This is a genomic window from Oceanobacillus caeni, from assembly GCF_019037185.1.
GTDB lineage: Bacteria > Bacillota > Bacilli > Bacillales > Amphibacillaceae > Oceanobacillus > Oceanobacillus caeni.
Window position 1 is genome coordinate 228,654 of the sequence record NZ_JAHHXM010000001.1, and the last position, 18,456, is coordinate 247,109.

An 18,456-nucleotide genomic window follows, 5' to 3' on the forward strand; every position below is an offset into this window, starting at 1 on the left:
TGTTCTATAAAAGAGGTTTCTTTAGCTGTTTTAATTTATTTTGGTAACGTAAAATAATTTATAGTATTAAACCATTGCATTCTTCAATATCTCTACATCTTTTTCAAGTAATTCTAATGGCTTGTCGCTTTCATTTGATAGTGGTTTTTGGTCATAGTAATTCTCAATCAGAACCCATCCTTGGTACCCTTTTTCTTTTAATTCTTCCATTGTTTCGAAAAAGCTGGAATCCCCTTCACCTAACAGAGCTCCGCTTATATGTCCCTTACCATCTTTCACATGCACTTCACAAATATAGTCATAAAGCTCCCTAACCATTTCCGCTGCATTATAGTTTCTATTTAAATAGTAATTTTGCGTATCAAAGTATAGTTTAAGGTTATCTTTATTTACTACCTCAAAAAGTTTCTGGTTTTCTTCAATAGATAGTAAATTTTCTGTGGCAATGATAATATCTTTTCCTTCAGCCAGTTCACAAGCGTTTATTAAACATTCTACAGTACGATCGAAGTCTTCCACGGTTTTAATTTCACCATCCAAAAAACTTCCAAGCATGACAATCGGAATGTCCATGCTTTCAGCTGCTTGGATTGCTTTTTCAATACCTTCCATTACCATATCTTTTTCAGGCGTTCCGTTTTTTCTTGTCATTCCATAACGATCAAATAGCCTTACAGATATAGCAGTGAATGTAATGTCATATTCCTTTGCAAATTGTCTATAAACTTCTTGTACATGAGGGTAAGAAAGCTGGAAACCTCTTTCAGGCTCCCCAATATCTAGTTGCATTCCTTTAAAACCGTAGTCTGCCGCTACTTTTACTCCGTATGGCCCATCCATTGGAACGGACCAAGCGCAAATCCCCATCTTCAATGGACTATTTCCTCCTCGTACTAAGAATTTATTCTTCTTACTCCACTATAATGCGGTTGAAATTGCGAAACACAGATTCTTTAGGCACTAGCTCATAAGATTTTGTATCGGCGAATTTTTTGATTTATAAAATTCAGGTCTAGCTTTTAATTCAATTAACTCTTTTTGACCGGTTTTTTGCGCTCTTACTCCTGCATCACTTGTTACAGCTGCGATATAACCATCCCATGATGTAGGTCCTTCTGGGTAACCTTTTTTCCTAATGGAATCAATAAAATGTTGGATTTCTAAATCATAAGCAACAATAAAACGGTCTTTCCAATCTTGTAAAATAGGTTGACTAATTGCAGCATTTTTTCGTACTACTGGTGTTGGAACTTCTGGTAATTTAATCGTTCCTATTTCACCAATTACTTCACATTGAATATCGTACCCAAATTGACAATTCGTAAATACTTCAACTGTTATCACAATGCCACGTTGAGTTTCAATAATGAAAAGTTGAGGATCTTGTAGATGATCTAATGCTTTTGTTGTACGTTTAGGAAAAATGGCTTGAATGGATTTATAATCATCATTGATTAACCAATGGAGTACATCAATCTCATGAATCAATGTATCCACTACAGCCATATCAGTTGTGTAATTTTCACTTGTTGATTGATTGCGATGTACTGCGTGAATCATTAGCGGCTCACCAATTTCGTTATTCACAATGGCATTCTTCATTTGTTTATACCCTTGATCATAACGCCGCATGAATCCCACCTGTACTAATGGTTTTCCAAACTTCATTTCAGCTTCGACAATTTCTAACGATTTCTCAGCGGTCGTGGCTAATGGCTTTTCACAAAATACATATTTTCCTGCTTCAATTGCCGCTAACACACTTTCTGCATGGGCTGGTCCCCAACTTGCAATGATTACTGCGTCAACATTCTCATCAGCAATCAAACTTTTATCATCAGGATATACTTTTGCTTGAATACCATATTCTTCTACGGCTGACTTTGCGGAATTTTGATTAATATCTGTCACCGCAACAATTTCTCCACCTGATAATCTATTGGTAATCCGATCTATATGTGTTTTACCGATTGCACCGGTTCCAATGACACCAAATCGTAACGTCATAGTATTCCCCCATTTTTTTAAACTTTTTCTAACTATATAACTTACTTTTTATCAATCTACTCTTCTAAATTCACTACCACTGTTACTGTATCAACAAGCTCTTGGATGGCGTAAGCGGGACCTTCTTTACCATTTCCACTTTCTTTCACGCCACCATACGGCATTTGGTCAGCACGGAAGCTAGAAGTGTCATTGACGATAACTCCACCAACTTCTAGTAAATGAGGAATCTTGTATGATAGACTCAAGTCAGAAGTATAGATCCCAGCTTGTAATCCATATTTAGAATCATTTACTAGTTCAATAGCTTCTTCAATTGTATCGTAGGAAGTAATCGAAACAATTGGAGCAAATGCTTCTTCATCTACTACTTTCATACCTTTTTTCACATTGGTTAATACAGTCGGGTAATACACACTACCTTCGCGTTTTCCACCAGTTAAAATGCTTGCTCCGCCTTTTACAGCTTCTTCTACCCACTCTTCAATACGGATAGCTTCTTTTTCACTGATCATTGGTCCTACATTGGTATCTGATTCCACTGGGTTACCAACTTTAAGTTTATTCACTTCTTCTACTAATGTTTGGATAAACGCTTCTTTAACCGAATCTTGAACAAAAATACGTTGTACTGAAATACAAACTTGGCCGGCATTTGCAGTTGCCATTTTAGCAGCCTTTTGTGCCGCTTTTTGAACGTCAGCATCACCATGAACAATAGTTGCGGAGTTAGAACCTAATTCTAATGTTGCTTTTCTTAAACCAATGGTGTGGTTAATATGTTTTCCAACTGCTGGGGATCCTGTAAACGTGTAATGGGCAATTCGCTCATCATTTAAAAGTTGTTCTCCAACCGTACGTCCACTTCCAACCACACATTGTACGTAACCTTTAGGTACACCTGCCTCTTCTAACAACTCACATAATTTCACAGTAGTAGTCGCAGTGTCGGATGCAGGCTTAATAATGATTGGGTTTCCAGCTGCTAAAGCAGGGCCAACTTTATGGACAACTAAATTTAACGGGAAGTTAAAAGGTGTAATTGCCGCTACCACACCAACCGGTTTCTTAATCGTGTATAGGAAACGACCCGGCGTGCTATGATTAGGAATCATTTCACCTACTAGTTTCTTAGATTCGATTGCCGCAAGTTCTAAAGTAGAAACAGAACGACCAACTTCCACCCTTGCATCTGTAATCGGTTTCCCACCTTCTATTGCAATCATTTCTGCAATTTCATCTTCATGTTCTTTTAATAACTTAGCAGTATGCATCAACACTTTGTAACGTTGTTCTACTGGAAAATCAACTTCTTTATGAGCACGAACTGCGGATTCGATTGCGAAATCAACAGTTTTCTCATCTGCTAAAGCAATTTCAGAAAATAATTCTCCAGTATATTTGTTATACACTTTATGCGTATCTTCAGTTTCGATCCAATTTCCGTTAATCAATAACTTTTCTTTCACAATATTTTTTTGCAAAACCATCCACTCCTTCATTGATTAATATTATGGGTTAAGGGACAGACTAATTAGATTTTCTAGTCATGTCCCTACTTCCCTATGATGTCCTGCCCCAGCGACTAGCGTGACTTCCTTCACCTTCGTACGCGCTACGAAGCACAGGACGTGCGAGTGCAGGTGTTGCGACAGGACGTCGCATTTTTAGCCTGTAAGGGCGCTTGCGCATTACTTACTATTATTTTTTCTTAAGAACATCTTTTACTGTTTGTGCAACATGATTAGGAGAAATTTCGTATTTCTCAAGCATTTGCTCGTTTGGACCAGATTCTGAATTTCGATCTTTTACTCCGACACGAAGCATTGGAACCGGCTTCTCCTCTACTAATACTTCTGCAACAGCACTTCCTAAGCCACCAATAATACTATGTTCTTCTGCTGTAACAATCGCTCCTGTAGTTTCTGCAGCTTTTATAATTGCTTCTTTATCAATTGGTTTGATGGAAGGCATATGAACGACGGCTACAGAAACACCTTCTGCTTCAAGTTTTTCAGCAGCTTCTAGTGAGCGACTTGTTTGTGTACCGGTAGAAATAATTGTTACATCTGTTCCTTCATTTAAAGTAACAGCTTTACCCAGTTTGAAATTGTAGTCATTAGGGAAGAGAATTGGATACGCATCTCTTGCAAGTCGAATGTATACCGGGCCATCATATGATCGTGCAAATTCCATAACTTTTTTAACCTCTGTTGCATCTGCTGGAGCCAATACAACCATGTTTGCTAAAGAACGGAAAATAGCAATGTCTTCCAAAGCTTGGTGAGTTTTACCTGTTAAACCAGTCAGAAGACCACTATACCCACCTACCATTTTAACGTTTAATTTTGGTTGCGCAATTTGAACTTGAATTTGGTCGATTGCACGTTTTGCTAGAAATGCAGCAAATGTAAAAGTCCATGGTTGGATACCAGTTGTTGTAAGTCCAGCTGCAACACTCATCATGTTTTGTTCTGCGATTCCCATTTGTAAAAACTTTTTAGGATTCTCATTCGCTACAATGTCGATTTTGGTTGAAGTAGCTAGATCCCCATCCAACACATATACGTTCTCATCCTCTTGCGTAAACTTTAAAATCGTTTCACTTAATGCATCTCTCATGGAAACTTTTTTATCAGATAATAGTGTTTTCATTGTTATACCCCCGCTTCCAATTCTTGAACAGCATGATCAAATTCTTCATCTGTTGGAACTCGTGAATGCCATCTATGCGTATTTTCCATAAAGGAAACACCTTTTCCTTTAACTGTATTCGCAACAATAATTGTCGGCTTGCCAGATACAGTACGTGCTGCATTAAAGGCTTTTGTAATTTCGTTATGATTGTGACCATCAATTTCGATTACGTTCCAACCAAATGCTTGCCAGCGTTCACAAGGATTTGTAACAGGTACTTCACGTTCATCAAAACTTTCTCCCCAACCGAACTGCTGTAATTTGTTATTATCTAAAATAACTACTAGATTATCTAACCCATATTTAACCGCAACATCTGCTGCTTCCCAAACTTGACCTTCTTGTGATTCTCCATCACCAATCATGCAGTACGTACGAAAGTCTTTGTTTTTAAGCTTTGCACCAAGGGCCATTCCTACTGCAGCGGAAATCCCTTGGCCAAGGGAACCTGTTGACATATCAAGCCCAGGTAAAATATTCATATCTGGGTGTGCTTGTAGCCTAGAATCCATGGAATCGAATGTATCCAACTCTTTAATAGGGAAATATCCTTTAATCGCTAAAACGGTATAAAGTGCTACTGCTGAGTGTCCCTTTGATAATACAAAACGATCACGGTTTTCAGCTCTGGCATCTTCTGGATTAACATTCAATTCATTAAAATATAAATTAACTAATACATCGACAGCTGACATCGGGCCACCAATATGACCCGCCCCTGCGTGATGGACAGTATGAACAACTAGTTTTCTAGATTCTATTGATTTTTCATTTAAAAGCTGTAACTTCTCTTCGCTAAGTAAATTACTCAAACCAAACTCCTCCTTCTTTGATAAACTGCAGATTAACCGCTTTATCATTTTTTGAAAGAAAAATACTTGATGTTATCCACTATGATAATGGGTTAAGTGAAAAAAGTTTTGATCAGACGGTTAATCAACCTATATATCAAGTATATTTCTATTTTATTAAGTCACCATGAAAGTTATTTAGTAAGAAGATTTCCTTCTGGTATTTCCGTCAGTATGGAATGGTTAAATAATGACTCATAACTCTTCTGTATATAACGGATCATTTCAAGAGATTGATCAGCACTGTATATCGGCAATTTATTTTCTTTGATACATTCCTGAAAATGTTCCACTTGTTCTAAATACTGATCTGATTGAAATGCTTCTTTATAAATAACATTATTTTGTTTATCTTTCACTGTTACTTTTCCGCGTTTGTCCAAAGATGATTGATCTGGACGGAAAGAACCATCAACGCGAATCGTACCTTCTGGACCAAATATTTCATAATAATCGATGAAAGGTAACTCCATAGAAGAAAAAATTTCTGCCGTGCGATTATCTTTGTCGACTAACACACATGTGGAAGAGATATCAACCTCATGCACCGGATGGATATGACCAGTCATAGAAAGCTTCACTGGTTTCATACCGACAATTTGAGTAATGGCATGCATACCATAACATCCTACATCCCACATGGCTCCTCCACCAAGTTCCTTATTTAATCGAACGTCATTTGGGTTGTCGAGATTATAGGAGAAATGCGCCTTAACATGTTGGTATTCCCCTATGATTCCAGAATCTAATAATTCTTTTACCTTTGCATGTTGTTTATGAAATTGATACATGAAGGCTTCCATAAACACAACATTATTTCTTTCCTGTGTTTCTTTAATTTCTAACATTTCCTTTTCTTGTAATACTGCAGGTTTTTCTAATAATACATGTTTACCAGCATCCATTGCTTTAATGGCCCATTCTTTATGTAAAGCATTTGGGAGTGGAATATAAATGGCATCAATAGTTGGATCTTGGATAAGTTCTTCATAAGAATGATAGATGGTTGGAATCTCAAATTTTTCTGCTTTTTCTTTTGTTCTTGACGCAATTGCTGAAACGATTGCATTTTCAGAACGTCTTAGTGCAGGTACCATTTCTTCATAAGCAATATTAGCCGCACTTAAGATACCCCATTTTACTTTCGACATAGATTTCTTCCTCCTTAAATAATCTAACGTTTAAATCCGCGGTCTGAATACTTAGTAACGAATTCCTGCTCACGAGTATCGAATTTTCATTCTTCAGTAACAGGTTCCCGCTTTCATATATTCGGGCCGCTTAGAGAGTGAAAATATTTTCACTCTCAGCCAACTTCATTATATTAAACTCTTCTGACTCAATGATTTAACTTCTACCTTTTCTCCTGATAGGAAGGACTGAGTTGCTGCAGTTGCAATTTCGAGTGCAGCTTTCCCATCGACCGCTGTACATATTGGTGTTTCTCCTTTTTGTACCGATTCGATAAACGCTATCATTTCAAGTAGATATGCATCTTGGAAACGTGATGGAAAGTCTTGAATTAAATCATGTGTACTTCCTTTTGCAGTTAAAATATTTACATCTGTATTGCGCATGGAACCAATTCGAATGGATCCTTCTGTTCCTACTACTTCCCCACGGATATCGTATGCGTATGGAGCAACACGCATGGTTTCCACATCACCTGTAGCACCACCATCAAATGTTAAATATGTTAACCCTTGATCAACATCATTATATTTCTCCATAAACCGGTTGGATTCTAATAAAATACTTCCAGAAGAATGTACAGAAGTTACATCTTGATTCATTAAAAAGCGTGCAATATCGTAATCATGGATAGCTACATCTAGAAAAATTCCGCCACTGTATTTAATAAATTCCTCATGAGGGACATTTCCGTCACGGCTAACTCCTTTAAAATACAACGGTTTTCCAATGTCACCTGCTGCAATTCTTTTCTTCGCTTCACTATAAGCTGGATCAAATCTTCTCATAAAACCAACTTGACAGTTAACATTTTGTTCCCGGAGAACTTGAATAACTTCATCCGCATCAGCAAGTTCCTTTGTTAACGGTTTCTCAACAAAGATTTGTTTTCCATTTTTAGCTGCTTCTTTTATTAATTCTGCATGTGTAGAAGTTGGAGTAACAATAACAACAGCATCGATGGTATCATCATGAAAAGCTGTATTGATATCTTGAGACCAATTTTTTACTCCTAATTCTCTTGCTACTTGTTCCGCACGACCTTCCATTGGGTCGATTACTGTAACAAGTTCAGCACCTTTTACTTTTTGTGCTAGATTTTCTGCATGCCAATATCCTAATCTTCCAAGTCCTAAAACCGCTGTACGTACTACTTCTTTCATATCATAATCCCCTCTCTAGTTATGTTCCATTAGTTTTTTGTAATAGAATCTGCTTTTACCTTTTCAATTGTTTCTATAATGAATTCTTTTGATTTCTTCGCATATTCATATGGATTATGTTCGATAGGATCTTGCTCCCCTTCGATTAATGCCCATCCCGAATAATTGTTTTCTATTAAAATCTTAAAGACAGGTTCAAAATCAAGTACACCATCTCCTGGTACAGTAAACATGCCACTACGAATACATTTTCTAATGCTATAGTGTTCTTTACGTGCCTGTTCTAACACGTTTTGTCTAACGTCTTTTAGATGAACATATTTCACACGATCGATATATTTTTGTAAAAGTTGTACTGGATCGTTTCCCCCATAATATCCGTGTCCTGTATCATACAGTAAAGACACTACATTTTTATCGGTCATTTCCATTAATCGATCTATTTCTTCAGGCTGTTCCACAACGGTACCTGCATGATGATGGTACACTAAATCCATACCATTTTCTTTAGCAATTTCCCCGGCTTTATTTAGCCCTTCTACTAGGTACTTCCAACCTTCATCATCTAATCTTTGAACATAGGTTTCATCTACGCCTCGAGTTGGATCTTGATTAAGTATGGATCCCCCAATTTCAGCTGTACTAATTACTTTACAGCCAAATTCCTTTAAAAGCTCTACATGGGCGCGATACGCTTTTAATTCTTCTTCATGTCTCTTTGGATCTGAGAAGAATACAGATTTCCATTGCGTTGTTAATTGTAACCCATATCGATCTAACGCTTTTTTTAGTTCTTCCTTATCTTTAGGAAATTTACGGCTAATTTCCGTTCCCTTAAAACCGAGTGCTTGGATATCTCCCATCACATCTTCATATGTATAAAAATCACCATGCTCTAACACATCTTCCCCTACCCAGTTGATTGGGTGGATACCAAGCCTGAATGGTACAGATTGTAAAGTCATTGTTTCCCCTCCTTTAAGGATTAGATGCCCCATAGGTATGGGGCATCTAAATGATTAATTTTTAGCAAGTAACCACTCATGGTCTTTATCATTCGTAAATTTCCATTCACGAACAGGACCTGCCATCACGTTTAAGTAATATAATTTATATCCTGGTGGGTTTGATACTGGATGGAAACCTTTTGGAACAAGTACCAAATCCCCATCTCTAACCACAATTGTTTCATCTAAAGATTTGTCATGTGTATACACACGCTGAATAGCGAATCCATTTTCTGGGGAACTCACTCGATGATAATATGTTTCCTCTAAATAACTTTCTTGCGGTAAATTATCTTCATCATGTTTATGTGGTGGATAACTTGACCAATTCCCCTCCGGTGTGAAGACCTCAAAGATAAATAGGCTATCTGCCGGCTTATCAGCAGGAAGTATATTATGAATCTCGCGTTCAAGGCTTCCATATCCACGCTGTGCCACTAATACATCTTTTGGAGTAATAAGGCGGGCTTCATACGTTCCTTTACCAGGAGCAGTACAAACGGCAATTTCTAAGTCAGTTATTGCTGTAAGCTCTACTCTATCATCGGAAGATACGTAAACGGTATATGCTGGTGTGTCATCGAATACACTCATTCTTTCCCCAATATTATCCCAAGACTGCTTGTTTGTTTTCGCATCCGCTTTTCCAGAAAGAAGAACAACTGCTACTTCCAAATCCCCTGTTTCCTTTTCAAAAGTTTGACCAGGTTTTAATTGGTATACCTCAAAACCAACATATTTCCAACCAGCGTCCCCTGGTGTTACTTTAATTACACTTCCATCTTGATCCGGTGTTGCTTTCGGGTTAATTAGTAATTCTGACATAATTAGCCTCCTATAATTGTTTTACATTTCATTTTTCCAAAGATAAGGGAATATAATTTAATATTTTCTTGCTTGATTTAATTTTTCTTCCATATTTTCATAGGCATTTTTTACCTTTTCACTGTTCGATACTTCAGCGACACCTAGACGCCACCATGATTCGTAACCAGGCACTTTACTTGGAAGTGTCTTAACATGAATCAACGTAGATACTGTTTCTTGTTTCGCTTTCTCCAATGCATCACGAAGTTCTTCTACCGTGTTAGCTGTATATCCTTTCGCCCCCATGCTTCTTGCATGTGCAGCGAAATCAAATTCCATATATTCTCCACTCAATTGATTCGTGCTTGCATTACGATAGCGAAATTCGTTTCCAAAACCTTCACTACCTTGACCAACTTGTAATCCATGGATACATTGGAAACCGTGGTTATCAAGTAAAACAATATTGATTTTCTTGTTTTCTTGTAAACTAGTTACAAGCTCAGAATGTAACATCAAGTAACTTCCATCTCCAACAATCGCATATGCTTCACGATCTGGTTCCGCCATCTTAATTCCTAGTGCAGCTTGTACTTCATAACCCATAGTCGAGAAACCGTATTCCATATGATATGTTTTCGGATGAGAGCTTCTCCACAGTTTCAATAGATCCCCTGGCAAGCTTCCTGCCGCACAAGTAATAATATCTTTTTCATCGATAAACTTATTTAATTCACCAATTACTTGGGATTGTTCTAATCCTTCTTCACTTTGCAAATTAAATAGACGGTCCACTTCTTTATCCCATTCTTCTTTTAAAGAAGATAATTCACTAGCCTCATAGCCTGATGTATAATTTTCATCTTTTAGACGGTCTGACAATTCAGCCAACGCTACTTTTGCATCTGCAATCAGCATTTGTGATTCCATCTTCATCGCGTCCATCGAGCAAACATTAATACTTAAAAATTCAACTTCAGGGTTTTGGAAAGCTACTTTAGAAGCTGTAGAAAAGTCCGTTAGACGAGTACCAATACCGATAATTAAGTCCGCATCTTTAGCAAGAACGTTGGATGCTTTTGAACCATTCGCACCTGTTCCACCCATATACATTGGATGATCCCAAGCAAGGGCGCTCTTACCAGCTTGTGTTTCTCCTACTGGAATTTGGAAATCTTCTATAAATTGTTTTAACTCATTTGTAGCTAAGGAATAATGTACTCCACCACCAGCAATAATGAATGGTTTCTTCTTAGATTTAATAAGTTCAACTGCACGATCAAGGGCAACTTCACTTGGAGTTCTTCTTTCCACTGTATGAATACGTTTCTTAAAGAATTCAACAGGATAATCGAATGCTTCAGCTTGTACGTCTTGTGGAAGAGCTAATGTTACGGCACCAGTATCAACTGGGTCTGTTAGAACCCTTATTGCATTTAAACAAGCAGTCATTAATTGCTCAGGACGAACAATACGGTCCCAATACTTACTAACTGGTTTGAATGCGTCAGTTGCAGACATCGTATAATCACTTGGATCTTCAATTTGTTGAAGAACAGGGTCCGGCTGACGAGTTGCAAAGTTATCACTTGGTAGTAATAACACAGGTATACGGTTAACTGTAGCTGTACCAGCCGCTGTTACCATATTTAGTGCACCTGGTCCAATGGATGTCGTACATGCATAAATTTCTTGACGGTTTTTTTGTTTTGCGTAAGCTGTGGCTGTATGTACCATCCCTTGTTCGTTTTTCCCTTGAATAAGTGTGATATCGCTTTCTTCTCTTTCAAGTGCTTCCGCTAAACCAGTAGCGTTTCCATGACCGAAGATACCGAAGATCCCTTTCACAAATTTCTTTACTTCACCATCAACTTCAATGTATTGATTATCAAGGAATTTCAATAATGCCTGAGACATTGTTAAACGAATGGTTTCATTTTTAACTCCACTTTTTTCATTTGCAACACAAATAGCTTCCATCCTTATTTCCTCCTCTTAACCTTTTAATTAAAGAAATACTTTTTCTTTTATTTTAAATGATTCCGTTGCTGCGACAGCTACTTCTAATGTTTTCATACCGTCTACTTCATCGACAATTGGTTTCTTATTATTCTGAACACAGTCGATGAAATGTTCTAACTCTGCAACGAAAGCATCTCCAAACTTTGTAAGAAAATCCGGAACATTATCATGGTAACTCTTGTTGTTTTTTAGAATAATATTGTTATGGTATTGTAAAGAACCTATTTGAATAGAGCCTTCTGTACCTACAACCTCACCACGAATATCGTAGCCAAAAGCGGAATTTCTGCTACCTTCGATACTTGCTGTAGCTCCATTTTTGAATTTCAGTACGGTAATGGATTGATCGACATCTCCGTACTTGTTCATAAATGGATGAACGAGTACATCTCCAAACGATTGAACAGATTCCACTTCGTTCCCCATAAGGAATCTCGCAATATCATACTCATGGATATTTAAATCTAAGAAAATACCACCACTCGTTTTGATATAGGACTCTGGGGGAGAACCTGGGTCACGACTAACTCCCTTGAAATAAAGAGGTTTCCCTATATCACCCTGTTGAATCCTTTTTTTAGCTTTAGCATATGAAGGATCAAACCTGCGCATAAAGCCCACTTGGCAGATTACTCCATTACTAGCAACCTCTTTTATAACCTCTTCTGCTTCTTCCAATGTTTCTGTCACTGGTTTATCTACAAAAATATGTTTCTTACTTCTTGCTGCTTGTATAATAAGCTCAGCATGAGTTTTCGTTGGGGTCACAATGATGACAGCGTCTATGGATTTATCATCAAATATTTCTTGTGGATCAATCGACCATCTATCTATTCCCAATTCTGCTGCTGCTCGCTTTGCACTTTCTTCCCTTGTAGCAACGACAGCAACGATTTCTGCACCTTTGACCCTTGTAGCAGTATTTTTCGCATGAAAGATACCTAATCTTCCAACACCAATTACCGCACAGCGAATCATTCTCAAATGTATCACTACCTTCAAAAAAATATTTACATCCTATAGTTTCCAGTTAAGCGCTTTCCTGGAATTGAAAAATATACTAAATCACCCGTTGATAGATTGGTAACCCATTTTTCATTGGAAGAACAATTTCACCTTTAATCATTGGGAACGCGTAATCCTTAAAATCCAATGTCATTATATTTTCTTCGACGTTATACCATTCCGTTGGGATAATTTTTTCCTTCTCTGCCACTTCTTTTAGCTGTATTGTTTCATAAGAAATATGATAATCCACTTCATGTGGATCTCTCTTTAGGCCGACCATAATCCCAGTTTGGTTTAAATTCGCTAGGCGAACAGCATGTATTCCTAAATGATAAGCCTCTTCTACATCTGTTTTCGAAGCGAGAGTCATACTGCTTCTTTGCCAAACACTTGAAGTCATATACCTGGTTTTAATACCTGTTTCATTTTCGATCATATCTTTCAAATAAGATGAAACACCACCCAATTTTGGTCTTCCTAAGAAATCATATTCTGTATACGTGTTAACTAATTCACCATTTTTCTTGCGAATTCCTTCTGCAACGACTAGAATCGTATTTCTTTTTTCACGATTTGCCTTTTCCAACTTATCTACGCACTTAACAAAATCAAATGCAACTTCAGGAATATAAATAAGTAGTTGACTATTTTCAGTAAGATAATCCTCAGCCAATGAACATGCACCAGCAAGCCAACCTGAATTTCTCCCCATCGTTTCAATTATAGTTACACCATTGCTTTCCGGGTAACTCCCCATATCCATATCTACATCGATGATGGAAGTTGCTAAAAACTTAGCTGAACTCCCATATCCCGGAGAATGGTCCGTACCAACTACATCATTGTCTATTGATTTAGGAATACCAATAACAATAAGATTATATTCTACATCCATTACATACTCATGAATCATCTTCGCTACGTTCATAGAACCATTTTCCACCTATGTAGAAAAAATACCGAATATCATTCTTCACAAGGATATGTACTATTTTTTCTATATCCTCTTTTGATAATTTATAACGCTGTGTACCGAGAGCTGCTCCAGGAGTCCACCTTAATCTGTTTCGTTCACTGATAGAAAGATTCTTTAAACTAACAAATTCTTCATGCAGTAAACCATAAATCCCACCAACAGCCCCATAAATTTCTCCATCAAATGGGGTTCTTGATATTCCGTCAATAATCCCAATGAGAGAATTATTTATGACTGCTGTAGGCCCTCCTGACTGGACAATCATACAATTCTCCTGCATTTTCCTACTCCCTTCACTTAAAAGGTTAAGCGCTTCACCTTTAGGGTAAAAATAATTTCTATCTACAGTTTATATTATATTCTTATTGTTCTAGTTAGTCAATAATACTTTGACTTTTTAAATTTTATTTTTTCTGCGAGAGATTATTTCGAGTATAAAATAAATAACGGAGAGGCTTTGGTCGCACCTCTCCGTTATTTATACATAGATAGTAAAATACTTTCCATTATTTATCCAACAAGTTGTCTATTGTCGATGGTATTTTCAATTGAAATACGTTAGCACGTATCATAATTAAATTTCTTTCATTTCCAAAAACAGAAACCATTATGCTTCTTTAATATCCCCCACCTCTTCCTTGTCATAATTACGAAATCGTTGTTCTAATTCTTCTAGAGAAAGTCCTTTTGTTTCTGGTAAGAATTTCACAACAAAAGTTATAGCAAATATACCGATTATCGCAAACATAAAGAATGTAATACTTAATCCAAAGCTACTTAATAGTACTGGGAAAGAGAAACTAATTAAGAAGTTCGTCATCCAGCTAAAAAATACTGCTACACCAAAGCCCAGCCCACGAATACGTAATGGGAATATTTCTGCTAACATTAACCAAGTCACTGGAGAAATTGCTCCTTGTTGGAAAGCTAGGAAGGTAACGGTTAATGTTAGTACAATATATGGAAGTGCTGTTGCACCTGCAAATAAATTTGAAAATAATCCGATTAATGCTAGAGCACTGGTTGTACCGATTAGCCCGACTGCCAACATTGGACGTCTTCCAACTTTACCAAGTAACCAAATACCAACAAAAGTTGCTAGCACAGAAATGATACCGTTTGCAATATTACCTATAAGTGCTGCCTGAGTCCCTAGACCAGCATCTCTTAGAATTTCCGTACCATAATACATAATCGAGTTAACACCTGTAGCCTGTTGAACAACCCCAATCCCGATACCAATGATCACAACTCTTTTTATCCATGGTTTTTTTAAATCCTTCATGGAGGCCTTATCATAATTTTGTTCCGCTTGAATGTTCCCTTGAATTTCTTCTAGCTCTGTCTTTGCTTGATTAATGTCACGGATTTGTTTTAAAACCTTAAGCGCATCTCCCATTTTTCCTTTTGACGCATACCAACGTGGACTTTCTGGAACGATTAACATCCCCAACCATAATACGATTGCTGGAAGGGTTGCAAGAACGAGCATGATTCTCCATACACCGGGGTCTGCCACAGTGTTACCAAGAATTGCATTAGACACGTATGATAGAAGTTGACCTGTAACAATCATCAGTTCATTTTGTGTAACCATACGTCCACGACGTTCTTTTGGTGACATTTCAGATAAGAATGTTGGTACAGTTACAGAAGCACCACCAACAGCAAGCCCAAGAATGATACGTGATATAACCATTACTGGAACGTTTGGTGCTAAGGCACATCCCAATGTTGAGAAAAAGAATACAATGGCAAGCCATAAAATTAATTTACGACGACCATATTTATCAGAAAGTTGCCCGCCAAAAAAAGCACCAAATGCAGCACCTAAAATCAATGAACTAGAAACAATACCTTCTGTAAAAGCATTTAAGTTTAATTGGCTTTCCATAGACATAAATGGTAAAGCACCGTTGATAACCCCGGTGTCAAAGCCAAATAACAATCCACCAAATGTGGCAATAATCGCTATGATTTTTAGCCTTTTATCACGTTCTTTAATCGTCATCGTTTTATCCGTGGATAAACCATTTTTACTCATGTATATTTCCTCCCATAAATAGGGCAAGGATCCTTGTTCCAGATGTAAGATTAACTAGTGAGGTACGAACCCTGTCCCCCTCCTATGTAATCGGATTCATTTATTAGAACCCTTATTTTCTAGCAACATATTAGAAAGTAATTGCATTCACAATCTTTTAACGGATCTTTTATTTTATACTTAGAGGTCTAAAAATTTTCACTACACCTAATGACTTCCTTATTAAAAAACCCACACTTTTATGGCCTTCTCGATTAAGCGGTTAAATCTTTTCTTGAATTTATTACTTTTATATATTTTCTAGTATATTTGGCAAATTGTGCCAAATGAACATTCAGTCTACAAGTACTTCCCTCCTCACATTTCGATTAAGCGCTTTATCTAATTTGTATTATATTTTATAGCAATTAGCAAGTCAACAAATATTTAGATAAAAGAAAAGGAATCCAACTTTTATAGTTGACTCCTTTTACTCTCTTACACCGTTTCCAATTCCTTTTTATATTCTGATAAAGTTATCTTTTCACCTGTCTTAGCACTCTCATAAATAGCATCAATAAGTTTAGCAGTTTGATAACCATCCTCTGCTGAGACTGGTTGCTTCGATCCATTCACTAAGGAATCAATAAACAATCTATCTTCTTCTACATATCCCCATTTATCAGCAAAAGACACATCAAAGTATTCTTCAACTTCAATCTTTTGATTTAGGCCCGGAGAATACATGACATGATCTAAATCTTTCGTTGTAATAGTAGAATGTTTTCCGTAAACTTCTAAACTTTCAAATGGAAAACTCCAACCAGAGTGAGCATACGTTACAAAAGTAGCTATTGTTCCAGATTCATATGTTAATAAAATCGTGAAACTATCAAGTTCACTTTCTGAAATACTTTGTCTTGCCTCACAAGTAACCGTCACGGCTTCTCCAAAAAGATATCTACTTAAATCTAATAAATGGATCGGAGTTTCAAAAAAGAAGCCCCCAGTAATTTCTGGGTTACTTGTCCAAGCAGGATTTAACAATTCACCACGGTTCAATTTCATATGGGCAACATATGGATGAAGCTCCCCTTTTTCTATCAGACCCTTAACCTTTTTAAATACATGGGCATATCTTTGGTTCATCCCTAAATTATAAATAGCATCTGATTTTGTTGCCGCATCTTTAATTTTCTTTGCATCAGCTAAATTGGTTGCCATTGGTTTTTCCGAAAATACACTTACATTGTTTTCCAGACATGTTAATACAGCATCGACATGTAATGTATTTGGTATCGTTACGTAAACCGTATCAACACCTAATTCAAATAATTCATCCAAGCTTCCAACAGGTTTTGCATGTTTTGTTTGTTTTGCTAGATTTTCTGCATTCTCTTGTTTAATATCGGCAATTCCAATAATATCTACACGCGGATCATTATTTAAATTATTGACATGTGTTTGAGCGATACCACCGGCTCCTAAAATCCCAACTTTTACTTTTGACATAAAACTTCCCCCCATAGATACTTATTTCATCGCTTCAAAAACTTTTCTTCTTACTTCAATTTCTTGATCTTTTTCACATGATTCAACAGCAGAAGCAGCTACTTCTAGAGATCTTAAAGCAGAAACTGCTGTATTCACTGGTTCATTCTCATTATTTAGTACACCAACAAAGTATTCCATTTCTTTCATAAAGGATTCACGGAATCTCGTTTGATACTCAGGCACTATTTCACTACTATTGTTACCGTTTAGTGATAAAAACTGTACATCTTGATTACGCAAGCTTCCTAATTGAATCGTTCCCTCTGTTCCAATTACTTCCGAACGAATATCATAACCATAACCTGCGTTTCGGCTAGATTCGATATCTCCAAAAGCACCTGATTCAAACGTAATTAAGGAGTGCGCTTGATCATAGTCATTGTATTTTTTCAAATATTCATCCATTAATACTTTACCAACAGACCTGATCGAATGAATCTCTGAATCCATTAAATATCTAGCTGCATCAAAATCATGGATGGTAAAGTCATGGAATATACTTCCACTTGTTTTCACATAAGATTCTGGAGGAGAACCCGGGTCCCTTCCAACCGCTTTGAAATAAATTGGCTGTCCGATATCCCCTTGTTCAATTCTTCTTTTTGCTTCTTGATATGTAGGATCGAATCTTCTCATAAAACCTACTTGACAAATGACGTTATTTCTATTAATTATCTCAATTACTTCATGAGCTTCTTCAATCGTTTTGGTAATAGGTTTTTCAACAAAAATATGTTTGCCACTTTCAGCAGCTCGTTTAATTAAATCTGCATGTGTATAATTCGGTGTTGTAATCACAACTGCATCTACATGATCATCCTCAAAAACTTCTGATAGACTTGTAGTCCAATTTTGAATTCCTAATTTATCCGCTGCACGTTTCGCACTTTCCTCACGCGTTGCAGCAACCTTTTCAATCCTAGCATTCGGTACTCGATGCTGAATATTAGACGCATGCAAAAAACCTAAAGTCCCTACCCCTATAGACGCAATACGTATTTCTTTAGTCAAATGAACGGCCTCCTTTAAATACTAAAAAAGTTTAAATTTTAGCTACGTTGGATTCGCTTCCCGCTAAAACTTTCTTTCCCAACGTAAAATAATAGAAGATAATTTTTACATATTCTCTTTCTAAATTAGAATTATTGAT

The 18,456-nt window shown here is 36.9% G+C and carries 16 protein-coding genes; all 16 read right to left on the bottom strand.

The features are described from left to right. Positions 1–66: 66 nt before the first annotated feature. The 16 genes from KM885_RS01000 to KM885_RS01070 all read right to left on the bottom strand — a co-directional run bounded on the left by KM885_RS01000 (position 67) and on the right by KM885_RS01070 (position 18,317). Positions 67–867 (bottom strand): sugar phosphate isomerase/epimerase family protein, encoded by an 801-nt coding sequence (locus KM885_RS01000; protein WP_225344059.1) that lies wholly within the window; start codon positions 865–867, stop codon positions 67–69. Between the two features lie 93 nt (positions 868–960). Continuing rightward, entirely contained in the window at positions 961–2,007 is a 1,047-nt protein-coding gene (iolG, locus tag KM885_RS01005) for a bifunctional inositol 2-dehydrogenase/D-chiro-inositol 1-dehydrogenase (RefSeq protein ID WP_060667772.1), read from the bottom strand. A 56-nt stretch (positions 2,008–2,063) separates the two neighbouring features. Then, on the bottom strand, positions 2,064–3,491 hold the full coding sequence (locus tag KM885_RS01010) for an aldehyde dehydrogenase family protein (protein WP_225344055.1): 1,428 nt from the start codon (positions 3,489–3,491) through the stop codon (positions 2,064–2,066). A gap of 217 nt (positions 3,492–3,708) precedes the next feature. After that, positions 3,709–4,662 carry a transketolase family protein gene (locus tag KM885_RS01015; RefSeq protein ID WP_216883428.1) on the bottom strand — a complete coding sequence of 318 codons (954 nt, stop codon included), beginning with the start codon at positions 4,660–4,662 and terminating at the stop codon, positions 3,709–3,711. Positions 4,663–4,664: 2 nt separating this feature from the next. Beyond that, complete coding sequence (locus KM885_RS01020) at positions 4,665–5,516, bottom strand: transketolase (protein WP_060667775.1); 852 nt, start codon at positions 5,514–5,516, stop codon at positions 4,665–4,667. 173 nt (positions 5,517–5,689) lie between these two features. After that, positions 5,690–6,706, bottom strand: a complete 1,017-nt coding sequence (locus tag KM885_RS01025) for a Gfo/Idh/MocA family protein (RefSeq protein WP_204797852.1) — start codon at positions 6,704–6,706, stop codon at positions 5,690–5,692. A 168-nt stretch (positions 6,707–6,874) separates the two neighbouring features. Then, complete coding sequence (locus tag KM885_RS01030; protein WP_060667777.1) at positions 6,875–7,909, bottom strand: Gfo/Idh/MocA family oxidoreductase; 1,035 nt, start codon at positions 7,907–7,909, stop codon at positions 6,875–6,877. Positions 7,910–7,938: 29 nt separating this feature from the next. Next, positions 7,939–8,874 carry a myo-inosose-2 dehydratase gene (iolE, locus tag KM885_RS01035; protein ID WP_060667778.1) on the bottom strand — a complete coding sequence of 312 codons (936 nt, stop codon included), beginning with the start codon at positions 8,872–8,874 and terminating at the stop codon, positions 7,939–7,941. Positions 8,875–8,928: 54 nt separating this feature from the next. Next, the gene (gene iolB / locus KM885_RS01040) at positions 8,929–9,741 is read right to left on the bottom strand and encodes a 5-deoxy-glucuronate isomerase (RefSeq protein ID WP_060667779.1); all 813 of its coding nucleotides are present in this window, start codon (positions 9,739–9,741) and stop codon (positions 8,929–8,931) included. A 57-nt stretch (positions 9,742–9,798) separates the two neighbouring features. Next, on the bottom strand, positions 9,799–11,703 hold the full coding sequence (gene iolD / locus KM885_RS01045; RefSeq protein ID WP_060667780.1) for a 3D-(3,5/4)-trihydroxycyclohexane-1,2-dione acylhydrolase (decyclizing): 1,905 nt from the start codon (positions 11,701–11,703) through the stop codon (positions 9,799–9,801). A 27-nt stretch (positions 11,704–11,730) separates the two neighbouring features. Next, entirely contained in the window at positions 11,731–12,723 is a 993-nt protein-coding gene (gene iolG, locus KM885_RS01050; protein WP_216883459.1) for an inositol 2-dehydrogenase, read from the bottom strand. Between the two features lie 82 nt (positions 12,724–12,805). After that, entirely contained in the window at positions 12,806–13,681 is an 876-nt protein-coding gene (locus tag KM885_RS01055) for a diphosphate--fructose-6-phosphate 1-phosphotransferase (protein WP_244986864.1), read from the bottom strand. Then, on the bottom strand, positions 13,656–14,009 hold the full coding sequence (locus tag KM885_RS17820) for a 6-phosphofructokinase (protein WP_244986865.1): 354 nt from the start codon (positions 14,007–14,009) through the stop codon (positions 13,656–13,658). The genes KM885_RS01055 and KM885_RS17820 overlap by 26 nt, the downstream gene beginning before the upstream one ends. 327 nt (positions 14,010–14,336) lie before the next feature. Beyond that, the gene (locus KM885_RS01060; RefSeq protein ID WP_204797886.1) at positions 14,337–15,740 is read right to left on the bottom strand and encodes a sugar porter family MFS transporter; all 1,404 of its coding nucleotides are present in this window, start codon (positions 15,738–15,740) and stop codon (positions 14,337–14,339) included. A 510-nt stretch (positions 15,741–16,250) separates the two neighbouring features. Beyond that, complete coding sequence (locus tag KM885_RS01065; protein ID WP_060667782.1) at positions 16,251–17,264, bottom strand: Gfo/Idh/MocA family protein; 1,014 nt, start codon at positions 17,262–17,264, stop codon at positions 16,251–16,253. Between the two features lie 21 nt (positions 17,265–17,285). Continuing rightward, positions 17,286–18,317 carry a Gfo/Idh/MocA family oxidoreductase gene (locus KM885_RS01070; RefSeq protein ID WP_216883429.1) on the bottom strand — a complete coding sequence of 344 codons (1,032 nt, stop codon included), beginning with the start codon at positions 18,315–18,317 and terminating at the stop codon, positions 17,286–17,288. Positions 18,318–18,456 lie beyond the last annotated feature (139 nt).